The 21,860-nt window shown below is 60.5% G+C and carries 17 protein-coding genes and 2 pseudogenes; 14 read left to right on the forward strand and 5 right to left on the reverse strand.

Features of this window, described 5'->3' with window-relative positions:
* Nucleotides 1-94: 94 nt before the first annotated feature.
* From IMW75_RS10775 to IMW75_RS10790, 4 genes are read left to right on the forward strand one after another with little or no spacing between them, the layout of a single operon-like run.
* Nucleotides 95-907: a helix-turn-helix transcriptional regulator gene (locus IMW75_RS10775; protein ID WP_205892596.1), complete on the forward strand. Its 813-nt coding sequence runs from the start codon at nt 95-97 to the stop codon at nt 905-907.
* Between the two features lie 48 nt (nt 908-955).
* The gene (locus IMW75_RS10780; protein WP_205892597.1) at nt 956-2,362 is read left to right on the forward strand and encodes an NAD(P)/FAD-dependent oxidoreductase; all 1,407 of its coding nucleotides are present in this window, start codon (nt 956-958) and stop codon (nt 2,360-2,362) included.
* 28 nt (nt 2,363-2,390) lie between these two features.
* Complete coding sequence (locus IMW75_RS10785) at nt 2,391-2,732, forward strand: cupin domain-containing protein (protein ID WP_122840473.1); 342 nt, start codon at nt 2,391-2,393, stop codon at nt 2,730-2,732.
* Nucleotides 2,733-2,778: 46 nt separating this feature from the next.
* Nucleotides 2,779-3,864 carry a polyamine ABC transporter substrate-binding protein gene (locus tag IMW75_RS10790; RefSeq protein ID WP_045058380.1) on the forward strand — a complete coding sequence of 362 codons (1,086 nt, stop codon included), beginning with the start codon at nt 2,779-2,781 and terminating at the stop codon, nt 3,862-3,864.
* Between the two features lie 188 nt (nt 3,865-4,052).
* Here IMW75_RS10790 and IMW75_RS10795 read toward each other — a convergent pair whose 3' ends face one another.
* A complete protein-coding gene (locus IMW75_RS10795) occupies nt 4,053-4,277 on the reverse strand; it encodes a YgdI/YgdR family lipoprotein (protein WP_122840471.1) in 225 nt (74 codons plus the stop codon).
* Nucleotides 4,278-4,424: 147 nt separating this feature from the next.
* Here IMW75_RS10795 and IMW75_RS10800 point away from each other — a divergent pair, with 147 nt between their 5' ends.
* The 4 genes from IMW75_RS10800 (at nt 4,425) to IMW75_RS10815 (ending at nt 11,009) form a co-directional block, all read left to right on the forward strand.
* On the forward strand, nt 4,425-6,107 hold the full coding sequence (locus IMW75_RS10800) for a VRR-NUC domain-containing protein (protein WP_205892598.1): 1,683 nt from the start codon (nt 4,425-4,427) through the stop codon (nt 6,105-6,107).
* On the forward strand, nt 6,104-8,383 hold the full coding sequence (locus tag IMW75_RS10805; protein ID WP_205892599.1) for an ATP-dependent DNA helicase: 2,280 nt from the start codon (nt 6,104-6,106) through the stop codon (nt 8,381-8,383). The genes IMW75_RS10800 and IMW75_RS10805 overlap by 4 nt, the downstream gene beginning before the upstream one ends.
* A gap of 85 nt (nt 8,384-8,468) precedes the next feature.
* On the forward strand, nt 8,469-10,391 hold the full coding sequence (locus tag IMW75_RS10810; protein ID WP_205892600.1) for a hybrid sensor histidine kinase/response regulator: 1,923 nt from the start codon (nt 8,469-8,471) through the stop codon (nt 10,389-10,391).
* Between the two features lie 81 nt (nt 10,392-10,472).
* Complete coding sequence (locus IMW75_RS10815; protein ID WP_045058385.1) at nt 10,473-11,009, forward strand: hypothetical protein; 537 nt, start codon at nt 10,473-10,475, stop codon at nt 11,007-11,009.
* Nucleotides 11,010-11,064: 55 nt separating this feature from the next.
* Here IMW75_RS10815 and IMW75_RS26910 read toward each other — a convergent pair.
* From IMW75_RS26910 to IMW75_RS10830, 4 genes and pseudogenes are all read right to left on the reverse strand, one after another.
* Nucleotides 11,065-11,193, reverse strand: a pseudogene (locus IMW75_RS26910) (hemerythrin domain-containing protein); the annotation flags it as partial.
* A 10-nt stretch (nt 11,194-11,203) separates the two neighbouring features.
* The gene (locus IMW75_RS10820) at nt 11,204-11,491 is read right to left on the reverse strand and encodes a hypothetical protein (RefSeq protein WP_045058386.1); all 288 of its coding nucleotides are present in this window, start codon (nt 11,489-11,491) and stop codon (nt 11,204-11,206) included.
* Between the two features lie 116 nt (nt 11,492-11,607).
* Nucleotides 11,608-12,952, reverse strand: a pseudogene (locus IMW75_RS10825) (cation:proton antiporter).
* A 111-nt stretch (nt 12,953-13,063) separates the two neighbouring features.
* Nucleotides 13,064-13,921 carry an SDR family oxidoreductase gene (locus IMW75_RS10830; protein ID WP_045058388.1) on the reverse strand — a complete coding sequence of 286 codons (858 nt, stop codon included), beginning with the start codon at nt 13,919-13,921 and terminating at the stop codon, nt 13,064-13,066.
* A gap of 168 nt (nt 13,922-14,089) precedes the next feature.
* Between IMW75_RS10830 and pssA the strand changes: the two genes are divergently transcribed.
* The 6 genes from pssA (at nt 14,090) to IMW75_RS10860 (ending at nt 21,859) form a co-directional block, all read left to right on the forward strand.
* Nucleotides 14,090-15,433, forward strand: coding sequence for a CDP-diacylglycerol--serine O-phosphatidyltransferase (gene pssA / locus IMW75_RS10835; RefSeq protein WP_045058389.1), 1,344 nt, complete (start codon nt 14,090-14,092; stop codon nt 15,431-15,433).
* Nucleotides 15,434-15,686: 253 nt separating this feature from the next.
* The gene (locus tag IMW75_RS10840) at nt 15,687-16,703 is read left to right on the forward strand and encodes an AraC family transcriptional regulator (RefSeq protein WP_205892601.1); all 1,017 of its coding nucleotides are present in this window, start codon (nt 15,687-15,689) and stop codon (nt 16,701-16,703) included.
* A gap of 258 nt (nt 16,704-16,961) precedes the next feature.
* On the forward strand, nt 16,962-18,626 hold the full coding sequence (locus IMW75_RS10845) for an AMP-binding protein (RefSeq protein ID WP_205892602.1): 1,665 nt from the start codon (nt 16,962-16,964) through the stop codon (nt 18,624-18,626).
* 16 nt (nt 18,627-18,642) lie between these two features.
* On the forward strand, nt 18,643-19,404 hold the full coding sequence (locus tag IMW75_RS10850; protein ID WP_205892603.1) for an SDR family NAD(P)-dependent oxidoreductase: 762 nt from the start codon (nt 18,643-18,645) through the stop codon (nt 19,402-19,404).
* An 11-nt stretch (nt 19,405-19,415) separates the two neighbouring features.
* The gene (locus tag IMW75_RS10855) at nt 19,416-20,609 is read left to right on the forward strand and encodes an acetyl-CoA C-acyltransferase (protein ID WP_205892604.1); all 1,194 of its coding nucleotides are present in this window, start codon (nt 19,416-19,418) and stop codon (nt 20,607-20,609) included.
* 122 nt (nt 20,610-20,731) lie between these two features.
* Nucleotides 20,732-21,859 carry an acyl-CoA dehydrogenase family protein gene (locus tag IMW75_RS10860; RefSeq protein ID WP_205892605.1) on the forward strand — a complete coding sequence of 376 codons (1,128 nt, stop codon included), beginning with the start codon at nt 20,732-20,734 and terminating at the stop codon, nt 21,857-21,859.
* Nucleotide 21,860 lies beyond the last annotated feature (1 nt).

Genomic DNA, 21,860 nt, shown 5'->3' on the forward strand with positions numbered 1-21,860 from the left:
ATAGCCGGCAGCGATTCGCACTCATGGCACCTTCCCTGACCATTGAAGCGCAGGCGGAACTTGGGCAAGCTCGGGTTTTTTCATTGAGCCGTTTATGCACACCGACGATGACGGACCGCAACAGACCCTTGCCACCAGCGAAACGGTCATGCGTTACCACTTGCGCTGGAAGCACCGGGACCTGGACGGGGTAATGGCCCTTTACCACCCGCAGGTGCAGTACAGCGATCTCTTCCAGAATCGGGTAATGGAGCTGGCCGAATTGCGCGAATACGTGCGCAGCAGCATGCCCCGCGACCCCGACGAAGCGTTGGAACATAGCGACAGGATCCGCATCGACGGCGATACCGCTTTTATCCAGTACCGCATTACCCTGCGCGGCGGCGAGGGTCTGGTGTCATTCCGCGCCAGCGAAGCGATAACCGTGCGCGACGGCTTGATAAGGCGGGTCAACGAGTACGCTTCACTGGTGCACGAACAATCCAGCGACAAGCCAACCGGCGACCGCCCGGCCGTCAGTCGACTCGGCCTGTCACCCCGGCAGTTGAGCTTCATGGCCGAAGACCTGCAACAGTACTTCCAGCGTCAGCAACCTTACCTCGATCCAGAACTCGACCTGCAGCGGGTGGCTGACGAGTGCGGGTACAGCCGGAACCAGATTTCGTACCTGTTGAATCAGGTGCTTGGCCAGAGCTTCTATCGCTACGTCAATCAGGCGCGATTGCAGCACCTGCTGGCCGCGCTGGATTCGGCCACGCCACCGCTGCGGGTCGATGAACTGGCCTTTGCCGCCGGGTTCAACTCGCTGTCGGCCTTCTATAGTAGCTTCCGCCGGCACACCGGGCAGTCGCCGAAGGCCTACGTCAAACAAATTTCTTTGCGTGCACGCGCGCAAGACAACCACTGAGACCACGCACTAGGATCACGTCATTGAAGTTCAGTGGCGGAGTCCAGCATGCCAGCATGGCGCACTATCAGTTTATGGATGGATCAGCTCGATGATCCTTTGACAGCGCGTGCGGCGCTGGAACAGGACCTGGATGTCGACGTGGCCATCATTGGCGCCGGCTACACCGGACTCTGGACAGCGTATTACCTCAAGCGCCTGGCACCGGGCTTGAACATTGCCATCGTCGAGGCGCAAACCGCAGGTTTCGGTGCATCCGGGCGCAACGGTGGGTGGTTGATGGGCAATCTACTCGGTGAAGACCGGCTGCTGGCGAACCTGTCCCCCGAAGATCGCCGCGCCTCCTTCGAATTGCTGCACGCTATCCCTGACGAAGTGGAGATCGTCCTCGAACGCGAGGCTATCGACTGTGATTACCGCAAAGGTGGCGCCCTGTATTGCGCGGCCCGCTACCCCGAACAAGAGACCAGCCTGCGGCGTTACCTGGACGGCCTTTACCAACAAGGCCTGACTGAAAAAGATTACCGCTGGCTCAGCCCCGAGCAACTGGCGCAGCAGATTCGCCTGGCCAAGCCATACGGCGGCATTTACGCCCCTCATGTGGCCACCATCCACCCTGCCAAACTGGTCCGCGGCCTGGCCCGCACCGTCGAGCGCATGGGCGTGCGGATCTACGAGAACAGCCCGGTCACCCATTGGCAGGCGGGGTCGTTGCGTACAGACAAGGTACAAGTGCGCAGTCGCTGGATCGTGCCGGCCGTAGAAGGTTACTCCGTCACCTTGCCACCGCTTGGGCGGTATCAATTGCCTGTGCAGAGCTTACTGGTTGCCACCGAGCCATTATCCGCCGCCACCTGGGATGAAATTGGCCTCAGTCGCGGCCAGGCATTCAGCGAAAGCAGCCGTCAGGTCACCTATGGCCAGCGCACCGCCGACAATCGCCTGGTGTTTGGCGCCCGGGGTGGCTACCAGTTCGCCGGCAAGCTGCGCCACAACTTTGACCTGACAACCAACGAAGTGGCGTTGCGCCGGTATCTGTTCGGCGAGCTGTTCCCTCAGCTCAAGAACGTGCGGATTACCCACGGCTGGGGTGGCAACCTGGGCATGTCCCGACGTTTCAAGCCCCACATGCTGTGCGATCAATCCAGCGGCATTGCCTTGTCCGGTGGTTATGGCGGGGAGGGCGTGGGCGCCAGCAATTTGGGCGGGCGCACCTTGGCCGACCTGATCCTGGAGCGCGACACCGAACTGGTTCGCCAGCCCTGGGTCATTCCCCAGGCCGGCCTGGCCGCCCTACGGGCCTGGGAGCCAGAGCCCTGTCGGTGGCTGGGCTACAACGCGATCATCCGCAGCTTCGTCCACGAAGACCAGACCCTGGCTAACCCGACCAGCGCGCCCTGGCGGCGCAAGCTGGCGAGTGGCGTGGCGGGTTTCATGGAAGGTTTCATGCACTAAACAGCGTTTTCAACGACAGGTACTCCCCATGAGCATCACCCAATTCAAGAACACTGCCACCCTGGCACTGGAAGAATCCAACCCGGTCGCCGTGCCCCTCGGCACGCCAGTGGCTGTAGCCTCAACCACCAGTGTCGAGCGCGACGACGGGGTGGAAACCGGCGTCTGGGAATGCACGCCGGGGCGCTGGCGCCGGCAGATCGTGGCCCAGGAATTCTGTCATTTCATCCAGGGCCGCTGCACCTTCACCCCGGACGACGGCGAAACCCTGCACATAGAAGCCGGCGATGCGTTGATGTTGCCCGCGAACAGCCTCGGCACCTGGGATATCCAGGAGACCGTGCGCAAGACTTACGTCCTGATTTTCTGATCCTTTGATTGCCTGCCAAAACAACAACCCAAACAGGAATCGACTCATGCTGCGAAAGACCCTGACCCTGGCCCCCCTTGCATTGGTCGCGAGCCTCAGCCAGGCGGCCGAGACTGTGAAGATCTACAACTGGTCGGACTACATTGCGCCCGACACCACGAAGAACTTCCAGAAAGAAACCGGCATCGGCTTCAGCTACGACGTGTATGACAGCAACGAAACCCTCGATGGCAAGTTGATGACCGGCAAATCCGGTTACGACGTGGTGTTTCCGTCCAACCACTTTATGGCTCGGCAAATCCAGGGCGGGGCGCTGAAGAAGCTCGACAAGAGCCAGCTGCCCAACTGGAAGAATCTCAACCCGGTGCTGCTCAAGGCGTTGCAGACCAACGATCCCGGCAACGAGCATGGTTTTCCTTACCTGTGGGGCAGTACCGGCATCGGCTACAACGTGGCCAAGGTCAGGGAAGTGCTGGGGGACAACGCGCCGGTGGATTCCTGGGACCTGATCTTCAAGCCCGAGAACATGCAAAAACTGCAGAAATGTGGCGTTGCGATACTCGACAACGGCCCGGAACTGTTGCCGGCCGCCCTGAACTATCTGGGCCTGCCACACCACAGTAAAAACCCCGAAGACTACAAGAAGGCTGAAGCGCTGCTGATCAAGGTTCGGCCTTATGTCAGCTATTTCCATTCATCCAAATACACCAGCGACCTGGCCAATGGCGATATCTGTGTGGCGGTCGGTTTCTCCGGGGACATCCTGCAAGCAGAGACCCGCGCCAAGGAAGCCAACAATGGCATCGAAATCGGCTACGCCATTCCCAAGGAAGGCGCGGCGATCTGGTTCGACATGGTAGCCATGCCCGCCGACGCCCCCGACGAAAAGGCTGGCTATGCCTTCATGAACTACCTGCTGCGTCCGGACGTCATGGCCAGCATTACCAACCATGTGCACTACGCCAATGGTAACGAGCAGGCGGACGGCCTGGTTGACCCTGCGATCAAGAACGATACCAAGGTTTACCCGAGTGAGGAGATGATGGGCAAGCTGTTTGCGCTGGAAGCCATGCCGCTGAACATCGACCGGATTCGTACGCGGGTGTGGAACAAGATTCGTACGGGGAGTTAAGCGCGAATCGATTACCTGAGGGGTTTATCGACCCACCCCCACACAAACGGCCTGTCATTCCTGACAGGTTTTTGTGTGCGTGTCCCGGGTTAATCAACACTCCAAAGCCAGCACAAGCCACTGCAAGTAACCGACTCGACAGAGAGCAAACATCGGCCTCAATCACCCTGTTTGCTCTTTGCTCTTGTTTAATCTTCCTCGCGGACCGTGGCCACTTCCGCCGCGCGGACTTTTACCTTCGACCCGGAAATATCTTCAAACTCGTAAAAACCATCCTTTGTTTCGGTTTTCGGCATGTCCTTGGTCAGGTACTGAGTGCCGTTCTGCAGGGTCACCACCGTGGCGGTGGAGCAACCTGCCAGCGCCAGAAGGGTCGCAACGGCCAGTGGCAGGCCCAGGGTCTTGATGTTCATATTCACCTCTCGAAATGCAAAAAAGCGTATCCCTATCGGCGTTGGTGCAGTGGAACGCTGAAAAGTTCGCCAGCCGCTTATCTTTTTCCATTTGCGCCTAACCGCCCAGAGCTGTTATCTGTACGCATAACCAGTACTTGTATTGCCATGGCGCCTGATTCTGTGACTGCTAACCCCCTCGACGATCCGTTCTATTACCTTAACAACTTCATGCAAGTGCTTGATTGGCTTGAGCATCGGTATGCAGACGTGTTGAGTGACGAGGAGCAGCGCTTCATTGGCGAATTCACCCAGCTGCCCCGTGAATCCCGGGCACTGCTGGTGAGGCTGATCATGCGCAAGGGCATTCATTTTCGCGCCAGCAAATTGCAGTACGTCGAAATAGGCGACATTGCCCAGGCTGCCGCGCGGCTGATCACGCTGGGCTGGATCGACGAGCACAGTGCGCTGCCCATCGAAACCCTGTTCCCGGTGTTGCTCAAGACCGAAGTGCTGCAGTGTTTTGCAAGCGCGATCACTCAGCCCAGGGGCAAGAAGAACGACTGGTTGCCGACCCTGATTGAGCTGCACCCCGGGGCCCAGAGCTTCAACCAATGGTGCGCGCCCCTCGGGGATCGCTTGTTCACCTTGACCATCATGGGCCTGTGCGATCGCCTGCGCCTGATGTTTTTCGGCAATCTTTACCAGGACTGGTCCGAATTCGTGCTGGCCGACCTGGGCATCTTCACCTACGAGAAAATCGAAATCGGCGCCGACTCGCGAGGGTTGTGCAGTCGCGAGGACGTGGATGCCTGTCTTTACCTGCACGACTGCCAGATGCGCTTCGAAGCGGGTGAAGCGCTGTCGGAGATCGTCGAACAGATCAACAGTCTCACGCTGACCAACCCCTGGCTGTCGAGGCGCCGCGGCAAGTTGATGTTCCAGATGGGCCAGCACTGCGAACGCATTGCAGATTTCGTCAACGCCGTGACCCTTTATCGTCACTGCACTTACCCAGGTGCGCGAGTCAGGCTGATTCGCGTGCTGGAGCGCTGCGCCGAATATCAGTTGGCCCTGGACCTGGCCCTGCATGCGCAGCAGTTACCGCATAGCGCCGCTGAGCAGCAGCATGTGCTCAGGATACTGCCCAGGCTGCGCCGCAAGCTCGGCGGACCGCCCATGAAGCGGGCGTCGCCGCGACAAATGCTGCGCCTGGACCTGCAATTGCCCAGGTTTGATCCCGCAGTATCGGCGGATGAACTGTCGGTGGAACGCTACGTTCAAGTGCATCTGGCAGAGGCGACGGCGCCCGTGCACTACGTAGAAAACAGCCTGATCAATTCGCTGTTCGGCTTGCTGTGCTGGCCGGCGATTTTTGCGCCTTTGCCTGGCGCGTTCTTCCATCCGTTTCAGCGCGGTCCAGCGGACTTGCTTTACGAAGACTTTCATTCGCGGCGCGCCGAGTTGTTCGCCGCGTGCCTGGCCGAACTGGAAGACGGTCGCTACCTGCAGACCATACGCGAGCGTTACTCCAGTAAATGGGGCGTGCAGTCGCCTTTCGTGTTCTGGGGCGCGTTGAGCGAGGAGTTGCTCGACCAGGCGCTGGCGTGCCTGCCCGCCGAGCACCTGCGGCACTGGTTTAATCGCCTGCTGCTGGATATCAAGGCCAACCGCACCGGCATGCCGGACCTGATCCAGTTCTGGCCGCAGGACAAGACCTACCGCATGATCGAAGTCAAAGGCCCCGGCGACCGCCTGCAGGACAATCAATTGCGCTGGCTGGAGTTTTGTCATGAGCACCAGATGCCCATTGCCGTCTGTTACGTGCAGTGGGCGGAGCAGGGCGCTTGAGCTACAGCATCGCAGTGCGGGCGTTGTGCGAGTTTACCGCCAAGGTCGGTGACCTGGACCTGCGTTTCACGCCGTCGCCTACTGCCCTGGAAGGCATCGTCGGTCACCGCACGGTTGCTTCGCGCCGCAGCGGGGACTATCAGTCCGAGGTGGCGCTCGAAGGCCATTACCGGACCTTGCGCGTCAAGGGAAGGGCGGATGGCTACGATCCAGTACAAAACTGCCTGGAGGAAGTGAAGACTTACCGCGGCGACCTGAGCAGGCAACCCGCCAATCACCGGCAGTTGCACTGGGCCCAGGCGAAGATCTATGGCTGGTTGATGTGCCAGAAAGCCGGCCTGGAGCAGATCAACCTGGCCCTGGTGTACTTCGACATCGTCAGCGAAAAGGAAACCTGCCTGGTCGAGGCGTTCAGTGCTGCACAGCTGGAGCAGTTTTTCGAGCACCATTGCCAACTGTTCCTGCACTGGGCGCAGCAGGAAGTGGCCCATCGCGAGGCACGCAACCTCGCCGCGCAGGCGTTGACGTTTCCCCACGCCAGCTTTCGTCCCGGGCAACGCCACCTGGCCGAGTCGGTGTTCAAGGCGGTCAGCACCGGGCGCTGCCTGATGGCCCAGGCGCCCACCGGCATCGGCAAGACCGTCGGCACACTGTTCCCGATGCTCAAGGCCCTGGCGCCTCAGCAACTGGACAAGATTTTCTTCCTGACGGCCAAGACCCCGGGGCGCAAACTGGCACTTGACGCGGCGCAGGTGATCATCGACAGCGCCGACGCGCCGCCGTTGCGCGTGCTGGAGATGATCGCCCGCGACAAGGCTTGCGAGCATCCCGACAAAGCCTGCCACGGTGAGTCCTGCCCATTGGCGCAAGGCTTTTACGATCGCCTGCCGGCCGCGCGCCAGGCTGCCAGCGAGCTGACCCTGCTGAATCAGGCAGCCTTGCGCGAGGTGGCGCTGGAACACGACGTCTGCCCTTATTACCTGAGCCAGGAAATGGCGCGTTGGGCCGATGTGGTGGTTGCCGACTACAACTATTACTTTGACTTCAGCGCACTGCTGTTCGGCCTGGCCCAGGCCAATAACTGGCGAGTCGCGACCTTGGTGGATGAAGCGCATAACCTGGTCGAACGGGGCCGCCAGATGTATAGCGCCAGCCTCGACCAATCGGCCCTGAACGCGGTGCGCAAAACAGCGCCCGAGGCACTGAAGAAGTCGCTGCAACGGGTCCATCGTGAATGGAATGCCCTGCATAATCAGCAACTGGGCGCCTATCAGGCTTATGACCGTGCTCCGGAAAAGCTCCTGCAGGCGCTGTTTTCCTGCAGCGCGAGCATTGGCGACTACCTCAACGATCATCCGCAAGGGGTCGACAGTGGCCTGCAGAACTTCTATTTCGACATGCTGCAGTTTGGCCGAGTGGCCGAACTCTTCGATGAGCAGTACCTGTTCGATATCAGCAAGCGCGACCTTGAGCGCAAGCACAACCTCTCAACCCTTTGCCTGCGCAATGTGGTGCCTGCCGGTTTCATTCGCCCACGCCTGACAGCGTCGCGCACGGCCGTGCTGTTTTCCGCGACCCTCAGCCCCCGTCACTATTACGCCGACCTGCTGGGCACGCCGCCCGACACCGTGTGGATCGATGTCGAATCGCCGTTTCACGCCGACCAGTTGCAAGTCCATATCGTCAGCCAGATTTCCACGCGGTTTGTCCATCGCCAGGCGTCCCTGGGGCCGATCGTCGAGCTGATGGCCCGGCAATTCACAGAGCGCCCCGGCAACTACCTGGCGTTTTTCAGCAGCTTTGACTACCTGCAGCAAGTCGCGCAACGGCTGGCCGAGGCCCATCCGCACATCAACCTGTGGTCGCAATCGCGAGGCATGGGGGAAGGGCAGCGCCAGACTTTTCTCGACCAGTTCACCGCCGACAGCCAGGGCATCGGCTTCGCGGTGCTGGGCGGCGCGTTTGGCGAGGGCATTGACCTGCCCGGAGCGCGCTTGATCGGTGCTTTCATCGCCACCCTGGGCCTGGCACAGTTGAACCCGATCAACGAACAACTCAAGCATCGAATGGCAGCGATTTTCGGCGCCGGTTATGACTACACCTACCTGTATCCCGGCGTGCAGAAAGTGGTTCAAGCGGCCGGACGGGTGATACGCACCCAGCAGGATCAAGGCGTCGTCATGCTGATCGATGACCGTTTCGCGCAGGGCAAGGTCAAGCAATTGCTGCCACGCTGGTGGGCGCTAGGTCCCGCCGCCTGTCATGCTGGCGGATAAAGGCAATTGATTGCCTGTGATTGCTGCTTTTCAATTTCGCCGGATGTCCCATACTCGTCGAAAACGAAATTCACGTGAGGATTGAATGAGCGAGGATCGGAGGAAAGCCGGTGCCATCGAAGAGAAGCGCTTTCGCTTGTTGATCGATGCCGTGGTCGATTATGCGATCTACATGATCGATCCCGATGGCACAATCGCCAGTTGGAACTCCGGGGCCAAGCGTTTCAAGGGGTATGAAGAGGCGGAGATCCTGGGTCAGCACTTTTCACGGTTTTACACCGAGGACGACCGTCGCGCCGGCCTGCCCCAACGAGCGTTGGATACTGCGATCCGCGACGGCCGTTTCGAAGGCGAGGGCTGGCGCGTGCGCAAGGATGGCTCGCACTTCTGGTGTCATGTAGTGATCGACCCGATTCGTGACGCCGATGGTCAATTGCTCGGTTTTGCCAAGATCACCCGCGACCTCACCGACCGCAAGATGGCCGAGGAAACCCTCAAGCAAAGCGAGCAACAGTTCCGCCTGCTGGTGCAGTCAGTCACTGACTACGCCATCTACATGCTCGACCCTCAAGGGCGCCTGACCAACTGGAACCCAGGGGCTCAACGAATCAAGGGCTATGCCCCTGAGGAGGTGGTGGGCCAGCATTTTTCGATGTTCTATACCCCTGAAGATCGCGTTGCCGGTGAACCGCAACGGGCGCTGGACACGGCGGTGCGCGAAGGCCGGTTCGAGAACAGGGCTTGGCGTATGCGCAAAGACGGTACGCGGTTCATGGCGCATGTGGTGGTCGACCCCATCTGGGGTGAGACCGGAACCTTGCTGGGTTTTGCCAAGATCACGCGTGATATCACCGAGGCCACCACGGCACAGCGCACTCTGGAACAAACCCGCGAAGCGCTGTTCCAGGCGCAGAAAATGCAGGCGATCGGTCAACTCAGTGGCGGGATCGCCCACGACTTCAACAATTTGCTAACGGTCATCCTGGGCAACCTGGAGATCATTCGCAAACGCGCAGTCAACGAACCAAAAATCACCCGCCTGGTGGACAACGCTACCCAAGGTGCCTTGCGCGGGGTTTCCCTGACCCAGCGTATGCTGGCTTTTGCCCGACGCCAGGAGCTCAAGACCGAGCCGGTCCAGGTTGCGGAAATGGTGCAGGGGATTACCGGACTGTTACGCAGCGCGCTGGGGCCGTCCGTGCGTTTGGAAACCCATTTCCCGCCAGGACTCGAGCCGGCCCTCGCCGACATGAACCAGCTTGAATTGACCGTGATGAACCTGGTAACCAATGCCCGCGACGCCATGCCCCAGGGCGGCGAAATTCTGGTCAGTGCCCAGGCCGTGGAGATTCATGCGCAATCGACTCTGTCTCTGGCGGCCGGCCAATACATCTGCCTGAGCGTGAGTGATAACGGCGAAGGCATGGACGACGCCACGCTCGCCTCGGCAATGGACCCGTTCTTCACTACCAAAGGGCTTGGCAAGGGCACCGGCCTGGGCCTGTCGATGGTGCACGGGTTTATCGAACAGCTGGGTGGCCGTTTCATCCTCAAGAGCCACAAGGATAAAGGCACCACGGCCGAGTTGTGGTTGCCGGTGGCTGCTGCCAGCGGCACAACCCAACCGCAGGCCGAAACCCAGGCGTCTGCGCCTGTTTCACGGATAAGCATACTGGTGGTGGACGATGACAGCCTGGTCCTGACCAGCACCTGTCTACTGCTGGAGGACCTGGGCCATAAGGTTACAGGTGCGAACTGCGCAGCGAAAGCGCTGGAATTGTTCAGCGCCGATCAGCCATTCGACCTGGTGATCACTGACATGGCCATGCCGCACATGAGCGGCGCGCAACTGGCGCATGCCATCCAGGAGATCAACCCCGGCATCCCCATCATCATCGCCACCGGCTTCGCCGAGCGACTGGAAGGTTTCGCTGCCAATCTGCCGCGGCTGTCCAAGCCATTCAACCAGCTCAACCTGGTAGAAATCATTGCCTCGACCTTAAAGTAAGTGCAGGCCAGGGAACGAAATCCGGCTGAACTAGTTTCAAGCCGGATATTCTAATTCTTTTTCCGACCTGATAGAACCCCCGTGCCCAGAATATTGACCGAAGCCCCGGCTGAAGACGCCTTGACCGAACACAATGCCAAAATGTTCGGTTCGCCCAAGGAACGCCTGGATTTCTACCGCAGGGAAATCCAGTATGAGACCAGCATCCTGGCCAACCGCACGGATGCCTACCTGGCCGCGCAGTCGTTCCTGGTCATTGCGTTTGCATCCTGTATGGCAAACCTCAACCCCGAGTGGGGCAAGCTGTTCACCTTGGTCGTGCCGCCATTCCTGGCGCTGCTGGGGTTGCTGAGTTCCCTGAATGCCTGGCCCGGCATCAGGGCGGCGTACGACATCATCGATCACTGGCATTTCAAACAGAGCGAACTGCTGCGCAGTGAACCCCTGATGGGCCTGGCCTACGATGAATCGCCTTTATTCAGCGAGATGGAGTCTTCACACAAGGGGTACCGCAAGTCGCTACTGTTTTCAGTGCGAACCCCGTGGATTTTTGCGACGTTTTGGGTATTGCTGGGCACTTATGCGGTATTTATTCAGGTGACCAATCCTGGTGGTTGATCGGCCCTAGGCCTGTGGCGGGGGGCTTGCCCTCGCCACAGCCTAGCATTGGCTATCAAGCCGCCAGATTAGCGGCGCTCATCTCTTTCTTGTACTGCGCTTTCAAACTCTCCATCTGCGCCCCAAGCTCTTGCAGCTCAGCCTTGCCCAACAGCTCCCGGGCTTCAGGGAACCTACCCTGTTCGCATTAGATATCAAGCTCTGGATTCATGCGCGGGTTGGGTATTGGCGACCGCCATCGGCATCGAAGGGAAGTCCTCGTTCAACAGGCGCAGATGCTCAATGGCTTCTTCGAATTTCAAGTCGGCTTTTCTGCGCATTGCCTGGTAGCGGTCGAACTGCTCGCCATCCAGCTCGCTGCCTTCGAGGAGGGCGAAGGCGGCTTGATTCAGCGTCTCGGCTTCTTCAAATAGCTGGCGGTTGCGTGCCAGGGCGAACTCGCGGCAGGCTGAAATTTCATCACGGGTGGAGTAGTGGATCATGACCGGCACCTTTGTTCGGACTGTTAATGATTAATAGGCAGCGGCACCGGCGAAGGATTTCAAATTTATGAGCGTTAAATTTCGATTATTCCGACGATAAAACCCTGAGCAAAAAATCAGTTTTTTCGTTTTTTACGCTGTTCGTATCGAGCAAGGATGGGTTGGGTGCTGATCCCGTGCACGAGGATGCTCAACGCCACCACCGACAACGTCAGGTTGGTGCACAAGGCCGCGACTGACGGGTCCAGTCCGTGGTTCAGGGCGTAGAACAGGTAATACAGGCTGCCGATCCCGCGGATCCCGAACCAGCCGATCAACAGGCGATGGCGACTTTCGAGCAGACCGCCCCAGGGCATGGCCAGAACACTCAGCGGTCTGATCAGCAGGAACAATGCGCCACCTATCGGCAGCGCGCGCCAGTCACAGTGCGCAATCAGCACCACGCCGAGCAAGGTCACCAGGAATACTTCCATGGCGCGCTCCACCAGACCGCCAAATGCCAGCATGTCGCCCATCATGATGCCGGCGGCCACTTGGGAATCTTCAAGATTATCGGTGTCGCCATGCACCGCTTGCTGCGGATCTACGTTCTGGTGACCGACCACTGGCTGCACAAGGTGTTCGGCCGGCACCTGGGCATCGCCCGTGGACTTGACCTCTTCCTGACGCAACCCCAGGCCAGCGGCGAAAACAGACAGGAAGCCGTAGGCGTGAACCCACTCGGCGCCGACATAGGCCAATGCGATCAGGGCCAGGGCCAGATAGTCGTTGGGGGAGAGTGTGCTGTCTTCGTTGGCAATGCGCAGGGACAAGGTCAACCGGCCGATTCCACGGCCCATCCAGTACCCGATCAACAGCCCCGCCGGCACTGCCCAGAGCAATCGGCCGAGCGCCCAATCACCGAGCCAGCCAGGATTACCGTCTTGTTGCAGCAGGAGCAATCCAAGAATCACGAACGGGAAGGCGACCCCGTCATTCAGGCCGGCCTCGCCGGACAGCCCGAACCGCACGCTGTCGTCGTCGCGGGCATCGTTAACCTGCACCAGAGACGCGAGCACAGGGTCGGTCGGCGCCAGGATCGAGCCAAACCAGTGCGCTGACACCCCAAGGCAACTGGAACGCGAAGTGCAGCAGCAGACAAACCCCGGCAATGCTCAGCATCATGACCGGGCCCGCCAAGCCCAGTGCCACTCGCCAGTTCTTTTGCCTGAAGGGAGCGCGCAGCTTCAAACCGCAAACGAACAGGGAAAACAACACCGCCACTTCGGTCAGGTGTTCCATCCACACTGATGCATCGTCCACATCCAGTTTTAATACGCCCAGGCCCGTGGGGCCGATGCCAACGCCCAGCGCCAGGCATACCGCCGAGGTGGTAACGGGTTTCCAGCGCAGATAGGACGACGTCAATGCCAGGGTCAGCAACACGGCACCCAGGACGGCCATCCAAATGGTAAAGCTCATGCTTGCGTCCCGCAGGAAGGTGGCCTTGAAACAGCGTGGAGTATGCTCAACCGACGCTCGCGCGCCGGTTGATGGTCAGCAGGCACAGCCCGAGGACTGGCTGCGCGACGGTTACAGCATTGGTTTACCACCGGTAACCCCGTAGCGCTGACCTGTGATGTAGCTGGCTTCATCCGAGGCCAGCAGCACATAGATCGGCGCGACCTCCACAGGCTGCCCGGGACGCCCCAACGGGGTCTCGGCGCCGAAGTTCTGCACTTCTTCGTCGGGCATGGTCGAGACGATTAGTGGCGTCCAGATGGGCCCGGGTGCGACGCTGTTGACCCGGATGTTCTTCGGCCCGAGCATCTGCGCCAGGCCGCCGGTAAAGTTGGCGATAGCGCCCTTGGTGGTGGCGTAGGCGAGCAGGGTAGGCTTGGGCATGTCCGAGTTGATGGAGCTGGTATTGATGATCGAGCTGCCGGGCTTCATGTGTTTCAACGCCGCCTGGCAGATGCGGAAGATCGCGGTGATGTTGACGTCGAACGTCATCACCCATTCCTCGTCCGGGATGTCTTCGAAATTCTCGTGGGTCATCTGGAACGCAGCGTTGTTGACCAGCACGTCAATGCGACCGAAGCGTTCGACGGTCTTGTCGACCACCGCCTGGCATTGGGCTTTTTGCGCCAGGTCGCCTGGCACCAGCAGGCACTGGCGGCCGGCCTGTTCGACCCAGCGGGCGGTTTCCTCGGCGTCTTCATGTTCGTTGAGGTAGGCAATGACCACGTCCGCGCCTTCGCGGGCGAAGGCAATCGCCACGGCGCGGCCGATGCCGCTGTCGGCGCCGGTGATCAGGGCAATCTTGCCTTCCAGCCGGCCTGAGCCTTTGTAGCTTTGCTCGCCGCAGTCCGGGTAGGGATCCATTTTTTTCTGGGAGCCGGGGACGGGTTGTGCCTGTTTGGGGAAGGGCGGTTTTGGATAGTCGTTCATCGTGAATCTCCAATCTCAAGGCGAAAGAGTCAGAGGGTGGACCCTGGGCTTTTGGCGTGGGTTCGGTTGGATTTTCGGTGAAAGGGTTGAACGGTCAACACGCTGTGCCAGGCGCGACGCCATGGTGTAAGCTCTGCGACTCTTCGGATTCGACCCTTTGCGAGCCCTATGCCGTCGCTTTTCAAACGCTCCCTGCTGCCAAAACTGCGCAGTTTCCCGCTGACCGCCGAGGCCGTCACCATCCTCTCGGGCGCCGCCGAGTTTCGTCGCTGCCTGTTGGAAAAGATCACCAGTGCAACCCGACGCATCTACATCGTCGCGCTGTACCTGCAACAGGATGAAGCCGGCCAGGAGATCCTCGATGCCCTGCATGCCGCCAAACTGGCGCGCCCGGAACTGGATGTTGTGGTGGTCGTCGACTGGCTGCGCGCCCAGCGTGGCCTGATCGGTGCCGGCAAGCAGCCGGGCAACTCGGCGTGGTACCAGGAAACCACACGCACCCATGCCAGCGAAGTGCCGGTGTACGGCGTGCCGGTGCAGAGCCGTGAGCTGTTCGGCGTGCTGCACTTGAAGGGTTTTGTAATTGATGATTGCGTGATCTACAGCGGCGCCAGTCTGAACAACGTTTACCTGCACAAGTTCGACAAGTACCGTTATGACCGTTATCACCTGTTGCACAACCGCGACCTGGCGGACTCGATGCAGCACCTGGTGCAGCACGGCCTGATCGCCTCCAAGGCGGTCAATCGCCTGGATTTGCCCAATCTGCCAACCACCCGCAGCCTGCGCAACGATATCGGTGACCTGCGCAGCCGCCTCAAGCACGCGACGTATGACACCACCAGTGGGACTACGGACAAAGGCGGGCTGTCGGTCAGCCCGCTGCTCGGCGTGGGCAAGAACAATCCGCTGAGCCGGGTGATTGGCGAGTTGATCGCCAGCACCCAGCAGCAGCTGACCATCTGCACGCCGTATTTCAACCTGCCGCTGGCCGTGACCCGGGAAATCAATCGGGCACTGGCACGGGGCGTGAAGATCGACATCGTGGTCGGGGACAAGACAGCCAACGATTTCTACATTCCACCCAGCGAGCCGTTCAAGGTGATCGCGGCGTTGCCATACCTGTACGAAATCAGCCTGCGCCGTTTCGCCAAGCGTCATCAGCGTTATATCGACAGCGGCCAGTTGAACCTGCACCTGTGGAAGGACGGCGACAACACTTACCACCTCAAGGGTATGTGGGTCGACCAGCGTTATACCTTGCTCACCGGTAATAACCTGAACCCGCGGGCGTTCCGTCTCGACCTGGAAAACGCCTTGCTGATCGATGATCCCAAAGGTGAGCTGCTGGCGCCGCGCAGGGAAGAGCTTGGGCAGATTTTCCAGCACACCACGCGCATTGGCCGATACCAGGACCTGGAAACGCTGGTGGAATACCCGGCAGCGGTGGCCAAGTTCCTCAAGCGCGTCAGCCGCGTGCGGATCGAGAGGCTGCTGTACCGGATCCTGTAACTTGCAGGAGCGAGCTCGCTCGCGAAAAACCCGAGTGCGTCACGGGGTGTCAGGTTTCCCGCGTTATCGTTATCGCCCATCGCGAGCAAGCTGGCTCCTACAAATCTGTGTAGGAGCGAGCTCGCTCGCGAAAAACCAGAGGCCGCCTCGGGGCATCAGGCACCCCGCGTGATCGTTAACGACCATCGCCAGCAAGCTGCCTCCTGCATGTAAGATGGCGATATTCGAATAACAACCTGGCCTGCCTGATTTAATGTCGGAAAAAGACACTATCTCCATCCAACTGGTGCGCGAAGCCCTGTTGCAAAGTTGTGCGCCCGGCGTGGCAACCGCCGAAGTACTGGAAAAGGTCGGCATTGCCCCGGCGTTACTCGGTACCGCGCATGCCCGGGTGCCGGCGACGGCCTATGCACGGCTGTGGCGGCTGCTGGCCCGACGGGGCGACGATGAGTTTTTTGGCATGGATCCGCGCCCACTGCGCTCCGGCAGTTTCGAATTCCTCTGCCGCAGCGCCATGGCCCAGCCCAGCCTGATGACGGGCCTGACCTGCGGCCTGGACTTTCTCTCGCTGATGTTCCAGCACCTGCCTGCGCACCTGGTGCGTCAGCAGAGCCTGGCGGAAATCGTGCTGATCGAGGATGAGCAACCCGCCAAGCGCGCGTTCACCTACTTTACCTACTGGATGATCGTGCACGGCGTCGCCTGCTGGTTGGCCGGGCGGCGAATACCGATCCTGGCGATTGAACTGCGCTGCCCGACACCGGATTTTCTGGACGACTACCAGGTGATGTTTTCCGAGAACCTGCGCTTCGATCGACCCCGCACTCGCATGATTTTTGCCGCCGATTGCCTGGACATGCCGATCCGCCGCAGTCCCGAGGAGCTCAAGCGCTTCCTGGCCCATGCACCGGCCAATATCCTGGTGAAATACCGCGATCCACAGAGCCTCGCCAGCCGGATCAAGCACGATTTGCGGCAGATCACCGCCCAGGACTGGCCGGAGACCAAGGCACTGGCGCAACAACTGTGCATGTCGGCCTCGACCTTGCGCCGTCGCTTGGCGGAGGAGGGGCAGACTTACCAGGGGCTCAAGGACAGCGTGCGCAAGGAGCTGGCGATCGTCTGGCTGGCGGACCCGGCGATCAGCTTTGCCGAAATCGCCACGCGCCTGGGGTTTGCCGATGCCAGCTCGTTCTACAAGGCGTTTCGCAAGTGGTCGGGGTCCAATCCCGGGCATTACCGCAGTCTTATACTGAATGAGCCGGACTGAGCGGGATTGTGTAGTGGCCTGACTGGCCCCATCGCGAGCAAGCTCGCTCCTACAGTTTTAGCGTCAGCACACAGATCCTGTGGGAGTGACCGTGCCCGCGATGAGGCCATTGCAGCCGCAACGCCTACCTAACCTTGGCCAAACCAGTCAAACAACTTGATAGCTTTGACCATTGTCCCGCCCTGCGCACAGAGCGACTATTTCTCCTGTTGATTACGGTTCCCCCCAACCTAATAAAAATACAGAGGGATTCTGGCAATGCACGACTACCTGACTGCCACTTCACAGTTCGATTATCAGCACACCGTCGATGCCGCACTGGCCGGCGACCTCACGGCGCTCAATGCCTGCGTCGAGTGTTGCGACCGGCACGCACTGCCCGGGCGCATTGCGCTGTTCTGGGAGGGGCGCGACGGTTCGAGCGCGACTTATACGTTTAGCGACTTGCAGGACAAAGCCGCGCGTTTCGCCAATTTCCTGCTGGAGCAGGGCGTGCGCAAAGGCGACAAGGTTGCCGGCTTGCTCCCTCGCAATATCGAACTGCTGGTCACGGTGTTCGCGACCTGGCGCATCGGTGCGGTCTATCAACCACTGTTCACCGCCTTCGGCCCCAAGGCCATCGAGCACCGTTTGGGCAGTTCCGGTGCCAAGGTGGTGGTGACCGATGCGGGTAATCGCAGCAAGCTCGCCGACGTCGAGAACTGCCCGACCATCGTTACCGTCGCAGGACCAAAAGGCCAGGGCATTGTTCGTGGCGATTTCAGCTTCTGGGCTGAGCTGGCCAATTACCCTGCTGTCTGCGAACCGGTGCTGCTCACTGGCGAAGACCCTTTCCTGCTGATGTTCACCTCTGGCACCACCGGCCCGTCTAAAGCCCTGTCCGTGCCCCTGAAGGCCATCGTCGCGTTCCAGAGTTACACCCGCGATGCGGTCGACTTGCGCCCCGAAGATGCATTCTGGAACGTCGCCGATCCCGGCTGGGCCTACGGCATCTATTTCGGCGTGACCGGGCCACTGGCGATGGGGCATCCGATTACCTTTTACGACGGCCCGTTCACCCTCGAAAGTACCTGCCGGGTCATCAACAAATATGGAATCACCAACCTCACGGGCTCGCCAACGGCCTACCGACTGCTGATCGCCGGCGGCGACGAGTTCGCCCGGTCCATCAAAGGCAGGTTGCGCATTGTCAGCAGTGCCGGTGAACCGCTGAACCCGGAAGTGATCCGCTGGTTCGCCGACAACCTGAACGTGGTCATCCACGACCATTATGGCCAGACCGAACTGGGCATGGTGCTGTGCAATCACCACGGCCTGGAACACCCGATTCACATGGGCGCCGCCGGCTTTGCCTCGCCCGGCCACCGCATTGTGGTGCTGGATGAAGCCTGCCAGGAACTGAGCGTCGGTCAGCCGGGCATCCTGGCCATCGATCGCAGCCAGTCACCGATGTGCTGGTTCGCCGGTTACGAAGGCGCGCCCACCAAAGCGTTCGTCGGCAACTACTACCTGAGCGGCGACACCGTCGAGTGGAACCCCGATGGCAGCATCAGCTTCGTCGGGCGCAGTGACGACGTGATCACCACCTCCGGCTACCGGGTCGGGCCGTTCGACGTGGAAAGCGCGCTGATCGAGCACCCGGCCGTGGTCGAGGCGGCGGTGGTCGGCAAGCCTGATCCGGAGCGCACCGAGCTGGTCAAAGCCTTCGTTGTACTCAGTGCGCAATACCGCGCCGACCCGGCGCTTGCCGAAGAACTGCGCCAGCACGTGCGCAAGCGACTGGCCGCGCATTCTTACCCCCGTGAAATCGAATTTGTCAGCGAATTGCCGAAAACCCCAAGCGGCAAATTGCAGCGCTTTATCTTGCGCAACCAGGAAATCGCCAAGGCTCAAGAGGCCGCAGCGAAGAACGTTTCAGCTTGAATCCAAGGAAACTGTGATGCAGATCGAAAACAAGGTTTTTCTCGTCACCGGCGGTGCGTCCGGGCTCGGTGCCGCCACCGCTGAAATGCTGGTGGCCGCCGGTGCCAGAGTGATGCTGGTAGACATGAACGCCGACGCCGTCGCCGCTCAGGCCCAGCGCCTTGGCGCGCAGAGTGTGGTCGCCGACATCAGTGATGAGGCCGCCGCCGAAGCCGCAGTGCAAGCCACGGTGAAAGCCTTCGGCGGCCTCAATGGCCTGGTCAACTGCGCCGGTATCGTGCGCGGCGAAAAAATCCTCGGCAAGACCGGCCCGCATGCGCTCGCCAGCTTCAGCCAGGTGATCAATGTCAACCTGATCGGCAGCTTCAATATGCTGCGCCTGGCGGCAGCGGCGATTGCCGAGACTGAAGCGGATAGCGACGGCGAGCGCGGGGTGATCATCAATACTGCGTCGGCCGCTGCCTACGACGGCCAGATCGGCCAGGCGGCTTACGCAGCGTCCAAGGGCGCTATCGTCAGCCTGACCTTGCCCGCCGCTCGCGAGCTGGCGCGCTTTGGCATCCGCGTGATGACCATTGCCCCGGGCATTTTCGAGACGCCGATGATGGCCGGCATGACGCCTGAAGTACGCGCGTCCCTGGCGGCTGGCGTGCCGTTTCCACCCAGGCTCGGGAAACCGGACGAGTATGCCGCGCTGGTAAGGCATATCATTGAAAACAGCATGCTTAATGGCGAGGTGATCCGTCTCGACGGTGCCTTGCGCATGGCCGCCAGGTAGGAGAATTCGTCATGACTATTGCCAACGATCCGATTGTTATTGTCAGCGCCGTGCGCACCCCCATGGGCGGGTTCCAGGGCGAACTGAAAAGTCTCACCGCACCGCAACTGGGTGCTGCCGCGATCAGCGCCGCCGTCGAACGCGCCGGCATCGCCCCTGCTCTGGTCGAGGAAGTGCTGTTCGGCTGCGTCCTCTCCGCAGGCCTTGGCCAGGCCCCGGCGCGCCAGGCCGCGCTGGGTGCCGGGCTGGACAAATCAACCCGCTGCACCACGCTGAACAAAATGTGCGGCTCGGGTATGGAAGCGACGATGCTGGCCCACGACATGCTCGTCGCCGGCAGTGCCGAGGTGGTCGTCGCCGGAGGCATGGAGAGCATGTCCAACGCGCCGTACCTGCTGGACCGTGCACGCAGTGGTTACCGCATGGGGCACGGTCGGGTGATGGACCACATGTTTCTCGACGGGCTTGAAGACGCCTACGACAAGGGACGCCTGATGGGCACCTTCGCCGAAGACTGCGCCGAGACCAACGATTTCAGCCGCGAGGCCCAGGATGCCTTTGCCATTGCCTCGACCACCCGTGCACAGCAGGCGATCAAGGACGGCAGTTTCAAGGACGAGATCGTCCCGCTTACCATTACCGTCGGCAAGGAACAGGCGCTAATCAGTAACGACGAACAGCCGCCGAAAGCCAAACTGGACAAGATTGCTTCACTCAAGCCGGCGTTCCGCGACGGTGGCACCGTTACTGCAGCCAACTCCAGCTCAATCTCCGACGGCGCTGCGGCCCTGGTGTTGATGCGCCGCTCCGCTGCCGAAAAACAGGGGCTCAAGCCGCTGGCAGTGATTCACGGGCATGCTGCCTTTGCCGATACCCCAGGCCTGTTCCCGGTCGCCCCGGTGGGCGCGATCCGCAAGTTGATGAAAAAGACGGGTTGGTCCCTGGACCAGGTCGATCTGTTTGAAGTCAACGAAGCGTTTGCGGTGGTCAGCCTGGTGACCATGGCCAAACTGGAAATCCCCCATGAAAAAGTCAACGTGCACGGCGGGGCTTGCGCACTGGGCCATCCAATTGGCGCATCCGGCGCGCGGATCCTGGTGACCCTGCTCTCGGCGCTGCGCCAGAAAGGCTTGAAGCGCGGCGTTGCAGCTATCTGCATCGGCGGCGGTGAAGCCACGGCGATGGCTGTGGAATGCCTGTACTAAAACCCGCACACCCCCTGTAGGAGCTGCCGCACGCTGCGATCTTTTGACCTTGAAGATCATCATTAAAAGATCGCAGCCTGCGGCAGCTCCTATACGGGGTATTTCATATTCAAGGATTTGGCATGATTCCCAATGACGAACAATCCCAGATCAGCGACGCGGCACGGCAGTTTGCCCAGGAACGGCTGAAACCGTTCGCTGCCGAGTGGGACCGCCTGCATCGTTTTCCCACCGAAGCCATCGGCGAAATGGCCGAACTGGGCTTCTTCGGCATGCTCGTGCCGGAGCAATGGGGCGGCTGCGACACCGGTTACCTGGCCTACGCCATGGCCCTGGAAGAGATCGCGGCCGGTGACGGTGCGTGCTCGACCATCATGAGCGTGCACAACTCGGTGGGCTGCGTGCCGATCCTCAATTACGGCACCGATGAGCAGAAAGAACGCTTTCTCAAACCCCTGGCCAGGGGCGACATGCTCGGCGCTTTTGCCCTCACCGAACCCCAGGCCGGTTCCGATGCCAGTGGCCTGAGAACACGTGCCCGCCTGGAAGGCGACCACTACGTGCTCAACGGCTGCAAACAGTTCATCACCTCCGGGCAGAATGCCGGCGTGGTGATCGTGTTTGCCGTGACGGACCCGAGCGCAGGCAAGCGCGGGATCACCGCCCTGATCGTCCCCACCGATTCACCGGGCTACAAAGTCGCGCGGGTCGAAGACAAGCTCGGCCAGCACGCCTCCGACACCTGCCAGATTCTCTTCGAAGACGTGAAGGTGCCAGTGGCCAACCGTTTGGGCGAGGAGGGTGAAGGCTACAAAATCGCCCTGGCCAACCTCGAAGGCGGTCGTGTCGGCATTGCTTCGCAATCGGTGGGCATGGCCCGAGCCGCGTTCGAAGCAGCCCGGGACTACGCAAGGGAGCGGGAAAGTTTCGGCAAGCCGATCATCGAACATCAGGCCGTCGCGTTCCGCCTCGCCGACATGGCGACCCAGATTGCCGTTGCCCGGCAGATGGTGCACTACGCAGCGGCTTTGCGTGACAGCGGCAAGCCCGCCCTGGTCGAAGCCTCGATGGCCAAGTTGTTTGCCTCGGAAATGGCTGAAAAAGTCTGTTCTGCGGCCTTGCAAACCCTGGGCGGCTACGGTTACCTGAACGACTTCCCGCTGGAGCGCATCTACCGCGACGTGCGGGTGTGCCAGATCTACGAAGGCACCAGCGACATTCAACGCATGGTTATCTCGCGCAACCTTTGAA

This window comes from Pseudomonas gregormendelii (assembly GCF_017114825.1).
In the GTDB taxonomy this organism is placed as follows: domain Bacteria; phylum Pseudomonadota; class Gammaproteobacteria; order Pseudomonadales; family Pseudomonadaceae; genus Aquipseudomonas; species Aquipseudomonas gregormendelii.

Excerpts from the sequence above, each read along its gene's own strand:
- IMW75_RS10775 (WP_205892596.1), top strand. The coding sequence starts at position 95 with ATGCACACCGACGATGACGGACCGCAACAGACCCTTGCCACCAGCGAA.
- IMW75_RS10780 (WP_205892597.1), top strand. The coding sequence starts at position 956 with ATGCCAGCATGGCGCACTATCAGTTTATGGATGGATCAGCTCGATGAT.
- IMW75_RS10785 (WP_122840473.1), top strand. The coding sequence starts at position 2,391 with ATGAGCATCACCCAATTCAAGAACACTGCCACCCTGGCACTGGAAGAA.
- IMW75_RS10790 (WP_045058380.1), top strand. The coding sequence starts at position 2,779 with ATGCTGCGAAAGACCCTGACCCTGGCCCCCCTTGCATTGGTCGCGAGC.
- IMW75_RS10795 (WP_122840471.1), bottom strand. The coding sequence starts at position 4,277 with ATGAACATCAAGACCCTGGGCCTGCCACTGGCCGTTGCGACCCTTCTG.
- IMW75_RS10800 (WP_205892598.1), top strand. The coding sequence starts at position 4,425 with ATGGCGCCTGATTCTGTGACTGCTAACCCCCTCGACGATCCGTTCTAT.
- IMW75_RS10810 (WP_205892600.1), top strand. The coding sequence starts at position 8,469 with ATGAGCGAGGATCGGAGGAAAGCCGGTGCCATCGAAGAGAAGCGCTTT.
- IMW75_RS10820 (WP_045058386.1), bottom strand. The coding sequence starts at position 11,491 with ATGATCCACTACTCCACCCGTGATGAAATTTCAGCCTGCCGCGAGTTC.
- IMW75_RS10830 (WP_045058388.1), bottom strand. The coding sequence starts at position 13,921 with ATGAACGACTATCCAAAACCGCCCTTCCCCAAACAGGCACAACCCGTC.
- pssA (WP_045058389.1), top strand. The coding sequence starts at position 14,090 with ATGCCGTCGCTTTTCAAACGCTCCCTGCTGCCAAAACTGCGCAGTTTC.
- IMW75_RS10840 (WP_205892601.1), top strand. The coding sequence starts at position 15,687 with ATGTCGGAAAAAGACACTATCTCCATCCAACTGGTGCGCGAAGCCCTG.
- IMW75_RS10845 (WP_205892602.1), top strand. The coding sequence starts at position 16,962 with ATGCACGACTACCTGACTGCCACTTCACAGTTCGATTATCAGCACACC.
- IMW75_RS10850 (WP_205892603.1), top strand. The coding sequence starts at position 18,643 with ATGCAGATCGAAAACAAGGTTTTTCTCGTCACCGGCGGTGCGTCCGGG.
- IMW75_RS10855 (WP_205892604.1), top strand. The coding sequence starts at position 19,416 with ATGACTATTGCCAACGATCCGATTGTTATTGTCAGCGCCGTGCGCACC.
- IMW75_RS10860 (WP_205892605.1), top strand. The coding sequence starts at position 20,732 with ATGATTCCCAATGACGAACAATCCCAGATCAGCGACGCGGCACGGCAG.